The organism is Pseudomonas sp. S3E12 (genome assembly GCF_001702295.1).
GTDB lineage: Bacteria > Pseudomonadota > Gammaproteobacteria > Pseudomonadales > Pseudomonadaceae > Aquipseudomonas > Aquipseudomonas marginalis.
In genome coordinates this window covers 211,972-226,550 of record NZ_MBDT01000030.1, presented here as the reverse complement: position 1 = coordinate 226,550, position 14,579 = coordinate 211,972, and the positions used below count along the sequence as shown (strand labels likewise).

At 59.1% G+C, this 14,579-nt stretch carries 10 protein-coding genes; 7 read left to right on the top strand and 3 right to left on the bottom strand.

What is annotated here, in order from left to right:
• The first annotated feature begins 525 nt into the window (after positions 1-525).
• The 6 genes from BB029_RS32530 to BB029_RS24545 all read left to right on the top strand — a co-directional run bounded on the left by BB029_RS32530 (position 526) and on the right by BB029_RS24545 (position 9,038).
• A complete protein-coding gene (locus BB029_RS32530; protein ID WP_083236481.1) occupies positions 526-813 on the top strand; it encodes a CopG family ribbon-helix-helix protein in 288 nt (95 codons plus the stop codon).
• Between the two features lie 286 nt (positions 814-1,099).
• Positions 1,100-1,606 (top strand): sigma-70 family RNA polymerase sigma factor, encoded by a 507-nt coding sequence (locus BB029_RS24565; protein WP_065941133.1) that lies wholly within the window; start codon positions 1,100-1,102, stop codon positions 1,604-1,606.
• The gene (locus BB029_RS24560) at positions 1,603-2,565 is read left to right on the top strand and encodes a FecR domain-containing protein (protein WP_065941132.1); all 963 of its coding nucleotides are present in this window, start codon (positions 1,603-1,605) and stop codon (positions 2,563-2,565) included. Before BB029_RS24565 ends, BB029_RS24560 begins: the two co-directional genes overlap by 4 nt.
• Positions 2,566-2,663: 98 nt before the next feature.
• Positions 2,664-5,087 carry a TonB-dependent siderophore receptor gene (locus tag BB029_RS24555; protein WP_065941131.1) on the top strand — a complete coding sequence of 808 codons (2,424 nt, stop codon included), beginning with the start codon at positions 2,664-2,666 and terminating at the stop codon, positions 5,085-5,087.
• 352 nt (positions 5,088-5,439) lie between these two features.
• Positions 5,440-6,597 (top strand): AAA family ATPase, encoded by a 1,158-nt coding sequence (locus tag BB029_RS24550; protein WP_065941130.1) that lies wholly within the window; start codon positions 5,440-5,442, stop codon positions 6,595-6,597.
• 311 nt (positions 6,598-6,908) lie between these two features.
• Positions 6,909-9,038, top strand: a complete 2,130-nt coding sequence (locus BB029_RS24545) for a M48 family metallopeptidase (RefSeq protein ID WP_065941129.1) — start codon at positions 6,909-6,911, stop codon at positions 9,036-9,038.
• 73 nt (positions 9,039-9,111) lie between these two features.
• On the opposite strand, the gene BB029_RS24540 is transcribed toward BB029_RS24545, so the two are convergent.
• Positions 9,112-10,428, bottom strand: a complete 1,317-nt coding sequence (locus BB029_RS24540; RefSeq protein ID WP_065941128.1) for an OprD family porin — start codon at positions 10,426-10,428, stop codon at positions 9,112-9,114.
• Between the two features lie 410 nt (positions 10,429-10,838).
• Here BB029_RS24540 and BB029_RS24535 point away from each other — a divergent pair, with 410 nt between their 5' ends.
• Positions 10,839-12,911 carry a TonB-dependent siderophore receptor gene (locus BB029_RS24535; protein ID WP_065941127.1) on the top strand — a complete coding sequence of 691 codons (2,073 nt, stop codon included), beginning with the start codon at positions 10,839-10,841 and terminating at the stop codon, positions 12,909-12,911.
• Between the two features lie 71 nt (positions 12,912-12,982).
• Here the strand turns inward: BB029_RS24535 and BB029_RS24530 are convergent, their stop codons facing one another.
• A complete protein-coding gene (locus BB029_RS24530) occupies positions 12,983-13,198 on the bottom strand; it encodes a hypothetical protein (RefSeq protein WP_065941126.1) in 216 nt (71 codons plus the stop codon).
• A gap of 234 nt (positions 13,199-13,432) precedes the next feature.
• Positions 13,433-14,539 carry an agmatine deiminase gene (gene aguA / locus BB029_RS24525; protein ID WP_065941125.1) on the bottom strand — a complete coding sequence of 369 codons (1,107 nt, stop codon included), beginning with the start codon at positions 14,537-14,539 and terminating at the stop codon, positions 13,433-13,435.
• Positions 14,540-14,579: the final 40 nt, after the last annotated feature.

The window sequence follows — 14,579 nt, the reverse complement described above, 5'->3', positions numbered from 1 at the left end:
TGCTAGGATTGACGTATCATGTCAGCGTCACACTTGGAGTACCTATGAATATAAGTATCCGTGGGCTGCTCGTCTCATTACTCGTCACCGTCGGTTACGTAACCGTCGGTGCCGTCATGGGACTTGACAGCTTGTGATGCACCTTTGGATCTATACCCAAAGCCTCAAAATAGTAGCACATTGACACACAACACCAAGTAACCATCTTCATCCTAATTTGATTGTTCATCAGCTCATTACCTTAGGTAGGTTCAGAAAGCGAAGGTCTTGAGGTATTTTTAGAGATAGAAAAGTACGACATTTAATAAAATTATTTTAAAAATCAATACTTTAAAAACAGATTCGACTCCTGGTGCCGCACCATACAAAACAAAGCCCTCACAGAAATGTGAGGGCTTTGTTGTTTCTGGGTTAATACAACCCAGTCGCTCGCCTGTAAATCCTTCCCCAAACCGACAAACCGCTATTGGCCGACTACCAGCCGAAGCATAGCGTCTGCATGCCGTGTACACAGCGTATACAAAAATGTATGGAGCAGCGTTATGGCAGCCTCCCGTTCTGTCTTTCCAAGTAAAGCCCGAACTTGCCAGCGAGCTGGATCAACTGGCGCAGGCGACCGACCGAGATCGTCAATACCACCTGCAGCGCGCTTTGAGCCGCTACTTGGCTGATGAATCCTGGCATTTCAAAGCCGTGCAGGAAGGCATTGCAGATGCTAATGCTGGAGCGTTTCCCTCATGCAGGGAAAGCGTCTCCAGTGCCCGATTGCCGGGAGCTGATTATGACCACGTATGCGTATCGAGTGACCTATAGCTTGCCAGGTGACCGCGAAGCGCCCAGGTAATTGACCAACTGATTGCAAGTCAGTGGTCCAGACTCATCACCACAGCACAAAGCCCCATAACTCGGGGCTTTGTGCTGTTTGGCGTTTGAATGAATATCGGCAACTGCAAGAAAACAAACCCGGCCAGGGTAATTCAAAGGCCGTCAGGAATATGGAGGGAGAATTCCACCCCATCAAACAGGTGTAAACACTGTACAACCATGCGCCCGATCAATACGATGAGAAGCATTATCATTCACGCAGTGCGAGCCTCACATGCAGGATGCCAGCCCAACATCGTCCGTCGAACAGTTGTACGAGAATCATCACGGCTGGCTGCAGGGCTGGCTGAACCGGCGGTTGGGGCACAGTGCCGATGCCGAGGATCTGGCCCACGACACGTTCATCCGTGTGCTGCGCGCCCCTCAGCAGGTGCGCGAGTTGCGCCAGCCCATGGCGTTTCTCGCGGCGATTGCCAATGGACTGCTGGTCAATCGCTGGCGCCGCCAGGAGATCGAGCGGGCTTATCTTGAAGCGTTGGCTGCTCGGCCCGAAGGGGGGGAATCGTCACCCGAGGACCGGTATCTGGTGATCGAAACCTTGTTGCAGCTCGACTCGCTGTTGATTGGGCTCTCTGAGCGCATACGGCAGATTTTCTTCATGTCCCAGCTCGACGGCCTGACGTACCCGCAGATCGCTGCGCAGTTGGGTTTGACTGTGGCTCAAGTGCAACGGGCCATGGGCAAGGCATTCAGCGTTTGCTATGCGAGCCGTTTCGAATGAGGGCCGAGATTAATCCGCAGGTGCGCGATATCGCCATTGATTGGCTTGTCAGGATGCAGTCCGGGCTTATGAGTGCGCCTGATCTGGAAGCATTGCAGTGTTGGCGCGAGGCGAGCGATGAGCATGAGCAGGCCTGGCAACGTGTCGCCAGCTTGCCGCTGTTGCAGCAGCCCGGAGCGAATCTTTTGCGCGACGCCACCGCGCGCAGGGCACTGGCGTCGGCTGGGCCGGACATGCAGAAACGTCGGCAGTTACTCAAGCGCCTGTTGGTTCTTGGTGCGGTTGGCACAGTTGCCTGGCAAGGCGCGGGTTCCACGCCAGTGCGCGCCGCGCTGGCGAACTACCGCACAGGAACAGGCGAGCGTCGCCAGTGGACCCTGGTGGATGGCAGCTCGCTATGGCTGAACACGGCCAGTGCGGTGAACCTGGATTTTAATGAGCAGGTACGGCGCATCCAGATGATAGAGGGCGAGCTGGCCTTGAATGTGCGAGCAGAATCGCGCCCGCTGCAGTTGATCACGCCGGACGCGATCCTGCAGAGCCGCGATGCGCAGTTGCAGGTGCGCCATGACCGGCAGGGCACGCAGGTCACCGTCATGGGCGGCCAGGTGCAGGTGCACTCACGCGGCCAGCCAACGTCCTCTTCACTTGAGGCCGGATGGCAGGCACGGGTGGACCGCGTGGGTATCGGCGTACCGAGCCGCCCCGATCTGCTGGTCGCCCAGGCCTGGCTGCGCGGGATTCTGCCGGCGGATCGCCTGCGCCTGGATGCCTTGGTGGCGGAGCTCTCGCGTTATCGTCCCGGTGTTTTACGTTGTCACGAGCAGGTCTCAGGATTACGCCTCACGGGCAGTTTTTCGCTGGATGACACCGACGCAGCCTTGACCCTGGTAGCGCGCACGCTGCCGGTGCGTATCGAGCGCATGACGCGGTATTGGGTCTCGATCGTGCCCGCCTGAAATATTTTTTCCGCTGCACGATAGTTTTTTCGTACTCGCTTGGCCTATAGGGATCACCCACCCGCCAGAGGTGGGTCTTGACCCCTTAGGAGCCCCGTATGACTTCACCTTCCCGCGCCCTGCGTGCCCGTACGCTTGGGCTGTTGTTGCTCAGCGTGCAACCGCTTTGCAGCCTTCCAGTCTTTGCCGCGGGTAGTTCGCAGCATTACAGCATCGACGCTGGCCCCCTGGATTCTGCGCTGTCACGTTTCGGCGCACAGGCGGGGATTACCATGGCGGGCAGCTCAACGCTGACGGCCGGCAAGAAAACCCAGGGGCTGCAAGGCGATTTCAGTACTGAGGCCGGCCTGACGCAGCTCTTGCTCGGCTCGGGGCTGACCTATGAGCGCCAGGACGACGGTAGCCTGCTGCTGGTACCAAGCAACGGCGACGTGTTGGAGTTAGCGCCGACCGCCATCAGTGGCACCGCATACGACACCTCGTTGGGCCGCAACGATGGCCTGGTCGCCAGCCGGACCATGAGTGCCAACAAGACCGATACGTCGATCATGGAAACGCCGCAATCGATCAGCGTGGTCACCCGCAAGCAGATCGATGCCCAGCAGCCGCAAAGCATCGGGCAGGTGCTGCGCTACACGGCGGGGGTCAATGGTGAAGCCAACGGTGTCGATACCCGACGCGACACGATTAGTATTCGTGGCTTTGACGCGACGACTGGCGGTGGTATCTATCGCGATGGCCTGCGCCAGTACAGCTTTGCCAACCAGAGCCGTGCCGTGGGTGAAGTCTATGGGCTGGAGCGCGTGGAAGTGCTGCGCGGGCCATCGTCGGTGCTCTACGGTCAAAGCTCACCGGGCGGCATGGTCAACGTGATCAGCAAGCGTCCCACCGATGAGCCGCTGCATGAACTGGTGGCGCAGGCAGGCAGTTTTGATCGCAAGCAATTGGCTGCGGATTTCGGCGGGCCGCTTAGCGATGACGGCGTCTTGACATATCGCCTCACCGGGCTGTGGCGAGACAGCGGTACGCAAATCGACTACGCCCGTGATGACCGTCAATTCATCGCCCCGGCAATCAGTTGGCGCCCCTCGGACGACACCTCGTTGACGGTGCTGGCGTCCTTTCAAAAAGACCGCAATGTGCTGGGCTACTACGCGTTGCCCCGGGTAGGCACACTCGACAGCTCGCGTTACGGACGGATCGCTACGGATCGTTTTGTCGGCGACCCTGACTTCGACAAGTACGATGTAGAACAGTGGTCACTGGGGTATCAGTTTGAACATCACCTCAATGATATCTGGACATTCCGCCAGAACGCCCGTTACAGCCGCTCCTATCAGGAACAGCGCACGATTTACCAGTACGGCCTGGATGACGACCAGCGCACCGTGGGCCGCTTCGGATATCTGGGCCACGAAAAAGTGAAGAATGCGCTGCTCGATAACCACTTCCAGGCCCAGTGGAACGCCGGCCGTTTCGAACATACAACGCTGGTCGGTATCGATTTGCAACACGCCAGTACCAACCAGTTGGGGGGTGGCAACGTGGTTGATCCCCTGGATATCTATGCGCCGGTCTATCACCAGGATTACAGCGACCTGGACGCCTTTTACGACATCAACCAGCGTCGTCAGCTAGACCAGGCGGGTGTGTATCTCTCGGAACAGCTCAAATTCGACGAACATTGGGTCTTTAACCTGGGCGGTCGCCAAGACTGGGCACGCTCGAAAACGGTCCATTACGCCACCGACACGGCGGCAGACCTCAAGCAGCGCGATCACGCCTTCACGTGGCGGACCGGTGTGATGTACCTGGCAGACAACGGCCTGGCGCCCTACGCGAGCTATTCCGAGTCGTTTTTCCCTAACATCACGGCAGTGGCGCGTGACGGCAGTGCCTTCGAACCCGAAACCGGTCGCCAGTACGAAGTCGGGATCAAATTCCAGCCCAAGGGCAGTGACAGCTACGTGACCGTCTCGCTGTTCGACCTGACGCGGCAAAACGTACTGACTGCCGATCCTGCCAACAATCGTTTCTCGGTGGCGACCGGAGAAATCCAGTCGCGCGGTATCGAACTGGAAAGCAAGGCGCAGGTGTCCGATGCGCTGGAGTTGATGGCCAACTACAGCTATTCACACCTTGAAATTACCCGCAGCAATACGGCCGATGAGAAAGGCAATCAACCTGGCAATACCCCTGAACAACTGGCCTCGCTCTGGTCGCAATACACCATTCAGGGCGGCGCGCTATCGGGCTTGGCGATAGGGGGAGGAGTACGCTATGTCGGCAAGAGCTATATCGACTCGCAAAACAGCGAAGGCATTCCCCACTACACGCTGTTTGACGCCAGCCTGAGCTACGACCTGGGCAAGCTGTCTTCATCCTATGCAGGGGCGAAGCTGGCGCTCAATGCGTCCAACCTGACCGATGAAACCTATGTCTCCCAGTGTGGTTACACCGGCGACAGCTGCAAATACGGGTATCGCCGAAATGTGACCGGGTCGGTGAGTTACAACTGGTAAGCACCACCTTGGCGACCGGATCGGCACGTAGCGCAATTGCCAGACAAAACCGCTTTCGTACTCGATATTTCAACAGCGTCGGCCGATAGAGGGCGTTGACAGCGGACTGCTTTCGGCAGCCTGCTGCCACGGCAGCTTTTGGCGGATTCCTGCCTATTCTCTACGGAAGGGATGATCGACAACGTTCGAATTCAGGAGGTTTACCACATATTCATCCTCGATCATCCCCTCCACGCCTCACCTCCCCTCCCGTTGAATCACCTCTTTTCGCGCCAAAGCTCCGGATTTCATCCTTTATGCCAAATTATGTATTGGCAATAATTATGGCGTATCCATAAAAAGGGATAATTGCATGAGCAGCATATTTCAGCGCCCTGAACTGGCTGAATCGATGGCAAACCAGCTTCTCAATCCAGGCGTATTAGATGAAGGTCTACGCTCAGGTCTTTTTCTGTCTGGCCTGCGCCGTACAGGTAAAACGACCTTCCTGCGCAACGACCTTATCCCAGCCCTGGAAGCAGCAGGCGCCCTGGTGATTTACGTCGACCTATGGAGCGATACGCTGGCCAACCCGGCAACGCTCGTGCACAACGCCATCCACAAGACCCTGAAAGAACTGCAAACGCCGGGCTCTTCAATCCTGGAAACGCTCAAGCGAGTCAGCAATGTCGATCTGGGCGCAGCAGGATTCAAGTTCGGTTTCAAACTCGACAGCATCGGCAACGCCGACGGCCCCACATTGGCGCAAGCACTCGCAGAGGTCGTCGACCAAGCGAAGACCGATCTCGTGCTGATCATCGACGAGGTGCAACATGCCATTTCCTCCGACGATGGCAACCAACTGCTCCTGGCCCTCAAGGCTGCTCGTGATGCAATCAACCCGCGCCCGAATACGCCGGGCTACTTCCTCTTTATCGGCACAGGCTCCCACAGAGCCCAGGTAAGCGAGCTGACCGCCAAACGCAACCAAGCGTTTTACGGCGCGACATCGGCCGCGTATCCACTGCTAAAGGGTGACTACGTTGAATTCCTGCTCAACCGACTGGCAATGACGGTGAAGAAGGAAAAGCTCCCCTCACTTGAAGCCGCTGTCGAAGCCTTCAATACCCTGGGCAATCGACCCGAGGAAATGCTCAAGGCATTGCGTCAGCTACTGCAACAGGGCGGTGATCCTGATCTTTTCCTCCCCGTGATTGCCAGCACCTTACGCTCAGCGGCGGCAAGTATTGAGCTTGAAAAAGTCGAACAACTGGGCAGCCTGGCTCAGGCGATTTTCAACAAGATCGCGGCTACGGAAGGCGATGCTCGGGGGATTTTCTCTACCGATGCAGCAGCGGAATATTCAATGACGATAGGTCGCGAAGTGCGGGTTGAAGAGATTCAACCCGTGGTGATTGCGCTGGTGGCGGAGAACATCATCATGCGGCGAGGGCATGGGATTTATGCGATTACGGATCAGTTTGTTCAGGAGATTTGGTTGGAGGAGCGGGCGTTGATTGAGGGGCGGTAGGGACAAGCAATAAATTTTCCACCTTAGTCACATGCTTGGACTTTGTAGGTCCGCTATTGATGATGCGGTGAAGGTGTTGGAGTCGCCTGGGAATACCGGGCTGTAAGTAGGGCTGTGAAGCGGCCCCAAAACCAGGCGCTTAGTTTTAACAGAAAAATCTCAGTGTCTTTATTGGGGCTGCTGCGCAGCCCGGCGCGGGGCAAGCCCGCTCACCACAGAGTGTGTGTGCCCGCATTTAAGGGTGGTGTAGATACCCAGGGGCGTTTTTTTCGGTATAAACCTGAACACCCCTGCGTTGTGAACGGACTCCCATGAACGCCCTGAAACTGATCTGCCTTCTCATCGTTTTCCCGCTGCTGCTGGCCGCCCTCGGTGGCTGGGAGCGTCAGCGTGCTGACGAAACCACCACTGCGGTGGCCGATTACTACGTCACGGTGACTATCGCTAAACAGCAACTCCAGGCGCTGGCGGCTAAGGAGCCGACAGCGATGGTCGCCCTGGTCGATGAAAAAATCAGCGTGCAAACGGCCCTCTCGCGGCTGGAAAAAATCGAAGCCGAGCTGCCCATTGCCCACCGCGTGAACCATGCGATGCGGGTCCTGGCGCCGTGGGTGATGGGCTTGGGTCTGTTGGCGGCGTTGATTGGTGCGGCTGCGTTGGCAGGTACGTACTGGGCCGGGCGGCGGGCACGGCAATCACGGGAGAGGTTATTGCAGGTGTTCTCCCTGGGCAGCCGCCTGTTGCCCTACGTGCTGGTGGGCCATGTGGCGGCAATGGCGGCGGCCGTCGCGCTGGCGTTGAGTTTCGAAGGCTTGGGGATGTGGCATATCGGCCGGCTGGGCAGTGGCGAAGTCAAGCTGATGGCGGTGCTGGGGGTGATCGCGGCGTTCTGTGTGTATTCGATCTGGCAGTTGCTCAGACAGCTGCGCCCTATGCTGGAGATGTTTAAGCCTGAGCCGCTGGAGATGTTCGGCCAGGTGGTGACGCCCGCGCAGGCTCCCGGGTTGTGGCGCCATGTGGACGCGTTGGCGGGTCGGCTCGGCGCGCTGCCACCGGACCACATCGTGGTGAGCCTGGCCCAGGGCTTTTACGTGACCTCCAGCGCGGCCACTGTGCAACCGGCGAATACTTTGCTGCAAGGGCGCACCTTGCATGTGCCGTTGCTGTATCTGGGCCTGCTGAGCCGCGAGGAAATCGGCGCGGTGATCGGCCATGAGTTGGCGCACTTTGTGGGGCAGGACACAGAATACAGCCTGCGCTTTTTGCCGATTTACGATGGGGTCAATCGCAGCCTGGAGGCGCTGTTGAACACGATGCTGGCCAGCGATTTTATCCAGGGACGGCTGATGCGGCCGTCATTCATGTTCGGTGTGTTTTTCATGCAGCGCTTTGATGACGCGGTGAACCACTGGAGCCGTGAGCGCGAGTTGCTGGCGGACGCTGCCGGCGCGCGGTTGGTGGGCCCTGAGGCGGCGGCTTCGGCGTTGTTGCGGGTGTCGGTGTTGCAGCCGCACGTCGAGGATGCACTGTTGGCGTTGTGTGAGGCAGGCACGGCTACAGACCTGCCCGACGCCGTGTTCGCGCGCTTGCGTGAGTGTGAACTGCAACCATCAGCCGAAGCCCTGGAGATTCATCAACCCCATCCCTCCGACTCCCACCCCTCCAATGGCGAACGCCTGCAGGCGCTGCACGTGCCACTGGACGATATCCTGCGCGGCGCCACCCGCGTGGTGGATCGCGACGTAGCGAATGCCCAGATGGAAGCCTACTTCAGCGCACCTCAGGCACTGCGCGAGCAGCTGTCTCGCGACGTGATGGATATGGCCGTGTCGGAGAACAGCGCGCACACCCAGCTGCTGGAAACCCTGGCCGCTTCGGCCGAGGGTGAGCGCAGCCTGCATGAAGGCGGCCAGTGGCGCGGGGTACTGATGGCGGTGTCGGGCCTGCCCTTTGTGCTGGCGGCCCTGTTTATCCTGAGTCGAGTCTGGCTCGCCCCGGAGCGTTTGAAAGGCACACCGCTGTCGGCAGTCGGTGCAGGCGCGTGCCTGGGCCTTGTCGGGCTGGGCCTGCTGTGGCTGGGCATCCGTCGATTCAAGCGCGCACCGCAGACCGCGCTGCGCCTGACGCCGGAGCATTTTGTGTTCAATAACCTGGCGCAACCGCTGCCCATCGAACATATCGAGGAGATCACGTTGCAGTTTGTCCAGGGCATCTGGGTAACCGTTCAACTGACGCCCGAGGCGCCGTTACCCGCAACGCGCAAGACCGCGTTCGGCGTACCCGGCGTGCGGGTCAACAAGAAGAAACGCCAGGTGCTGCTGCTGATGGCACAGCTGTGTATCGACAATAAAAAGATCGAACCCTATGAGGGGTTGTCCTTGATGCTCGACTACAGGAATGCGGCGTTGGCGCGCAAGATTTTGCAGAGCCGCGAGGACTGATGCACACCCATAAAAAAACCCCGAACCAGTCGGGGTTTTTTATCGCCTGGAATCAGGCGCGACGTGTGATCACTTAGAAAACGTTGATCGGGTAGTCGGCGAACAGACGGATTTCGTTACCGCCTACGTTGTACTTGTCAGCATTGCTGGAAACGCGCAACCAGGACGCACGAGCACGCAGGCTCAGGTCTTTGGCCGGGCCGCTTTGGACGACGTATTTGAACTGGTTGAAGATCTCGCGCTCGGTGCCATTGCCACGGTTGGAGCCGTCGTCAATATTGGTACCGCGCACGTAGGCCACGTTGTAGGTCAGGCCAGGCACGCCGAAGGTGCTGAAGTCCAGGCCGTAGCCGGCTTGCCAGGAGCGCTCGTCCTTGCCGTTGAAGTCGGACCAGTAGGAGTTGGCCAGCAGGATGGTGTTGCCACCGTCGCCGATGCCGCCAGCGTTGCGGTAGCCGCCGTACAGGTAGCCGGTGTCGCCCGTGCTGCGCTGGTGAGCGACGGTGAAGCTGTGCGGGCCGACAGCCCATGTGGCGCCCAGGCTCCAGATCTTGTTGTCGCGAGCGTCTTCGCTGCCTTGGTTTTCCAGGGCGAAGCTCTTGTCCAGCTTGGTTTTGTAGCCATTGAAGTCAAAGGTCAGCGACTGTTTCTCTGGCAGGGCCAGCACGTAGTTGACGTTGACGTATTGCTTCTTCAGCACGTCTTGCATGTCGGAGGCGTACAGCGCGGCCGACAGGCTTTCGGTGAATTTGTAGCTGCCACCGACGTAGTCGATGCTTTTCAGACGGCCGCTGTCAGTACCTTCGGCGCTCTTGCGAGCTTCCTTGGTGAAGTGACCGGCGTCGAGTTGCAGGCCGGCGATCTCTTTGGAGACGATCGACGTACCCGTGAACGTTTCGGACAGCAGACGGGAGTTGTCGTAGGCCAGGACCGGAACGTTAGGGAACTGATCACCGTACTTGAGCACAGTGTTAGAGACGCGGAACTTGACCGCTGCGCCGCCTTTGGCGAGGTCGTGTGGTGCCGAGCCAGGGTTTGCCGAGCCATCAGGGTTGGTGGTGCCATTACCCTGCTTGAAGAAGTCGATACCCCCCGCACCGGCGCGACCTTGGCCACCGTCCAGACGGATAGCATATTGGCCGATCACGTCCACACCCACACCGACGGTGCCTTGGGTGAAGCCGGACTCGAACTTGCCGATGAAACCTTGGCCCCATTCGGCTTTGTCTTGCTTGCCGTTTTTGTAGTCGCGGCTGATGTAGGCGTTACGGGCTGCGATGTTCAGGTGGCTGTCTTCAACGAAACCCTTGGATTGCTCCTGGTCGTTTGCCATTGCTGTCGATGCGCTCAAAATCCCCAGAGCGATCAGACTCATCCGTTGCTTCAACATTTTTTTGTATTCCTTATTACGGGTTGAGTACGCGCGATGACACCAGGCTCCATGTCGCTTTTCTGGTGTCGACTTTTTCCGAAAAAAGAAGGCCCGCGGACGACTGAACATGCCGCGGGCCTTTTCTTATTGGATGAGTCATGGCGGTTAGCCACAGGCGTTGGGCGCAATCCTAGTCGCGCGTTGAACTATGTGTCAATTTCGTGAATCGTCTGTATTTAGGCGAAATAATTCTAAGCAAAGGCCTACGGCCTTTCTGAAAACGACCAGATTCAGTCTTCAACGACCCCGGAAACACATTTCGTAACACATTTCAAAGCGGATACGTTTGGTAATGGATAACGCGCGCAAATGCAAAGCATTACCATTAGCGCGCTTTTTCCTGCCAAACCCTTTGGATGCATTCCACCATGCCTGCCCTTCGCCTGACGCCCATGACCCTTGGGCTTTCTGTTCTGCTGTCTGCCGGTTTTGCCTGTGCGGCCACCACCTTGCCCGAAACCTCGATCAGCGCCGAAGCTGACGAAGACGACCCGCGCGTCAAGGAAACCAGCACCGCGACCCGCACCGCCACACCGGTACGGTATGTGCCCCAGGCCATCGACTCGGTGAAGACCGAAAGCCTGCGTTCCTACGGCACCAACGACCTGGGCCAGGCCTTGAGGGGCATCCCCAACGTCAGCAGCGGCGCCGACACGCGCTTCGACAGTTTGCGTATCCGTGGCTTCGACGCGAGCAACGACTTCTACCTCGATGGCATTCGCGACGACAGCCAGTACGTACGCGACCTGCACAACATCGAGCGCATCGAAGTGCTCAAAGGCCCGGCAGCCGTGCTTTACGGGCGAGGCGGCCAGGGCGGGATCGTCAACCGCGTGAGCAAACTGCCAACGGCCGGGCGCAAGTCGAGCATCGAGGCCCAGGGCGGCAGCAACGATTTGCGCAGTGTGTATGCCGACCTGAGCACCGATCCCACCGACAACATCAGCCTGCGCCTGAACATGGGCAACCAGGACAACAACAGCTTCCGCGACGACGTCAGCGGCAATCGCCAACTGTTCGCGCCGTCCATGAGCTGGCAGCTCACACCGGATCTGAACTGGCTGGTGCAATACGAATACAGCCGCTACAACCGCACGCCGGATCGCGGCATCCCCGGCGTCAACGGCCGCCCCGCCGACGTCAGTCGCAGCACCACCTACGGCGACAGCCGCGATTACATCGACGACAAGACCCAATCCCTGCGTTCCAAACTGGCCTACGAACTCAACGATAACTGGCAACTGCGCCAGACCCTCGGCGTGTTCAAGCTCGACAGCGATTTCGACAACACGTACCAGACCGGCTATAGCGCCGCGACCAATCGGGTGGCGCGCCAACGCTGGCAGCAAGACCTGACCACCCTCAACGTCTTCAACAACGTCGAGCTGGAAGGAGGCTTCAGCACCTTCGGCCTCGAACACCGCCTGCTCACCGGCGTGGAGCTGGGCAGCCAGCGCCGCGATCCAAAGCTGTTCAGCGCCCCCGCCTCGGCCGTACCGGCCCTGGACCTCAACCAGCCCAACCGTCATCTGAGCCACACCGGGCGCATGAACGTATCGAGTAACAACCACACCGAAGTCGAAAGCCGCGCCCTGTATGTGCAAGACCAACTGCGCCTGAATGACCAGTGGCAAGTGCTGGCCGGCTTGCGTTACGACCGCTTCGAAGTGGACACCAAAAACAAACTGCTCAATACCCGACAAGACGTCAAAAGCCACAGCACCAGCCCGCGCTTTGGCCTGGTGTGGACGCCCCTGGAACACCACTCGTTCTATGCCTCGTGGAGCAAGACCTTCTCACCGGCCGGTGGCGGCCTGATCGGCATCACCCCGAACGCCGCCGGCAGCGTCAACGACCTGAGCCCCGAGCTGACCAAGCAAAAAGAGATCGGCGTGAAAAGCGACTGGCTCGACGACCGCCTGAGCACCACCCTGGCGGTGTACGAATTGGAACTCTACAACCGCCGCACCAGCGACCCGCTGGACCGCACCATTACCCTGCTCAGCGGCCTCCAGCGCTCCCGCGGCGTGGAGCTGACGGCCACCGGCAAGATCGTCGGCAACTGGTCTGTACGCGGTGGTGTCGGCCTGCAGGATGCCAAGGTCGAAAAAGACAACAACGGCTTTGAAGGCAAGCGCGTCAGCGACGTGGCCAAGCGCAATGCAAGCCTGTTTGTCACCTGGAAACCGGAGATGGGCTGGTACGCGGAAACCGGTTTGACCCTGGTCGGCGACCGCTACGCCGACAGCCTCAACACCGTGCTGCTGCCGGGTTATGGCAGTTGGGATGCATTGGTCGGGTTCCGGCAGAAAGAGTGGGATGTGCGCGCGGCGCTGAACAACATCGCCGACAAGACCTACTACGAATCGGCGACCAGTGTGGCGCAGATTCAGCCGGGCGAGCCGCGTAACCTGGTGGTGACGGGCACTTATAGCTTCTAAACGTAAACCCCCTTCTTATCGCAGCTGCCGAGCGCAAGCGAGGCAGCTGCGATGAAGCCAAGGCTATTTCGTTAGTTACTCATCAACTCGCACAACGCGTGCATTTCATCCTCGCTGAACAACCCCACCGGGTAGCGTTCACTCATCACACTGCGCAAATCCGACTGCTGCCTGACTTGTCGCGAGCCGTTTTCCTTCAACCAGAGCCCCAGCGCATGGATCGCGTCACCGTCCACCCGCGAAGGGTGGAAGGTGCGCGTGTACATCGGGTTGATATTGGCGTTCATTTCAGCGCTCTCTCCTGCTGCGTGAGCGGCTAACTTACTCAAGGTTTATGACAGAACTGTGCGGTCATCACCCTGGGCCACTGGAGCAACACCGATACAAGAGCTATGCCAATGTCGCGGGTCTACAGCTGGGCGGACACAAAAAAGCCCACGACCGTGCTGGGCCGTGGGCTTGCTGTAGAAGCCGAAACCGAGGGACGCGCGATTGCCGGAAAGGCGTTGTTACAACTGCACTCAGTTTTTATGCGGGGCCGGCTGTTGTTGGGTCAGGCAATGGATATTACCGCCACCCAGTAACAGTTCACGACCCGGCACCATCACCACTTCGTGCTGTGGGAACAGGTTCTGCAGGATAGCCTTGGCTTCCGTGTCCAACGGGTCGTCGAAACTTGGCGCGATGATGCCGCCGTTGACGATCAGGAAGTTGACGTAGGATCCCGCCAACCGCACGGTCGGATTACGTTCCTGTGTGCCATCCACCGGATCGACCCCTGCGCACTCTTCCTCAGTGGCATACAACGGCCCCGGGATCGGCATTTTATGCACTGTGAACGAGCGCCCCTGGGCGTCGGTGCTGCTTTGCAGGACAGCCATGGCGGCGTGGCAACGTGCGTAGTTCGGGTCTTGCGGGTCGTCGGTCCAGGCCAGCAACACTTCGCCCGGGCGCACGTAGCAGCAGAAGTTATCCACATGACCGTCGGTTTCGTCGTTGAACAGGCCGTCCGGCAGCCAGATGATCTTATCCACAGCCAGGTTGGCGCTGAGTACCGCTTCGATCTCGGCACGGTCGAGGTGCGGATTACGGTTGCGGTTGAGCAGGCATTCCTCGGTGGTGATCAGGGTGCCTTCGCCGTCGACGTGGATCGAGCCGCCTTCCAGCACAAAGCCTTCTGTGCGGTAACGCGGTGCGCGCTCGATTTCGAGGATCTTGCCGCCCACCTGCGAGTCGCGGTTCCACGGCGAGTACAGGCCACCGTCAAAGCCGCCCCAGGCGTTGAAATCCCAGTTCACGCCGCGTACTTCGCCACGGTCGTTGATCACGAACGTCGGGCCGGTATCGCGCACCCAGGCGTCATCGCTGGACATTTCCACCACACGGATATTCGGCACGTCCAGGCGGGCGCGGGCGTTTTCATACTGGCCGGCAGAAACCGCCACGGTCACCGGCTCAAACCGTGCGATGGCCTTGGCCACCGCCACGTGAGCGGCCTGCGCGGGCTTGCCGCCCAGGCGCCAGTTGTCCGGGCGCTCCGGCCACACCATCCAGGTTTGGGTCTGTGGCGCCCATTCGGCGGGCATGTGGAAGCCATCGGCGCGGGGGGTGCTGTGCAGGGTGGTCATGGCGATCAGGACTCCGAATGGGGTAAAGGCCGACTTTATA

Bases quoted from the DNA above. Each gene is read 5' to 3' on its own strand.
- BB029_RS24555 (WP_065941131.1), top strand. From the start codon at position 2,664: ATGACTTCACCTTCCCGCGCCCTGCGTGCCCGTACGCTTGGGCTGTTG.
- BB029_RS24540 (WP_065941128.1), bottom strand. From the start codon at position 10,428: ATGTTGAAGCAACGGATGAGTCTGATCGCTCTGGGGATTTTGAGCGCA.
- BB029_RS24550 (WP_065941130.1), top strand. From the start codon at position 5,440: ATGAGCAGCATATTTCAGCGCCCTGAACTGGCTGAATCGATGGCAAAC.
- BB029_RS32530 (WP_083236481.1), top strand. From the start codon at position 526: ATGTATGGAGCAGCGTTATGGCAGCCTCCCGTTCTGTCTTTCCAAGTA.
- BB029_RS24545 (WP_065941129.1), top strand. From the start codon at position 6,909: ATGAACGCCCTGAAACTGATCTGCCTTCTCATCGTTTTCCCGCTGCTG.
- aguA (WP_065941125.1), bottom strand. From the start codon at position 14,539: ATGACCACCCTGCACAGCACCCCCCGCGCCGATGGCTTCCACATGCCC.
- BB029_RS24530 (WP_065941126.1), bottom strand. From the start codon at position 13,198: ATGAACGCCAATATCAACCCGATGTACACGCGCACCTTCCACCCTTCG.
- BB029_RS24560 (WP_065941132.1), top strand. From the start codon at position 1,603: ATGAGGGCCGAGATTAATCCGCAGGTGCGCGATATCGCCATTGATTGG.
- BB029_RS24535 (WP_065941127.1), top strand. From the start codon at position 10,839: ATGCCTGCCCTTCGCCTGACGCCCATGACCCTTGGGCTTTCTGTTCTG.
- BB029_RS24565 (WP_065941133.1), top strand. From the start codon at position 1,100: ATGCAGGATGCCAGCCCAACATCGTCCGTCGAACAGTTGTACGAGAAT.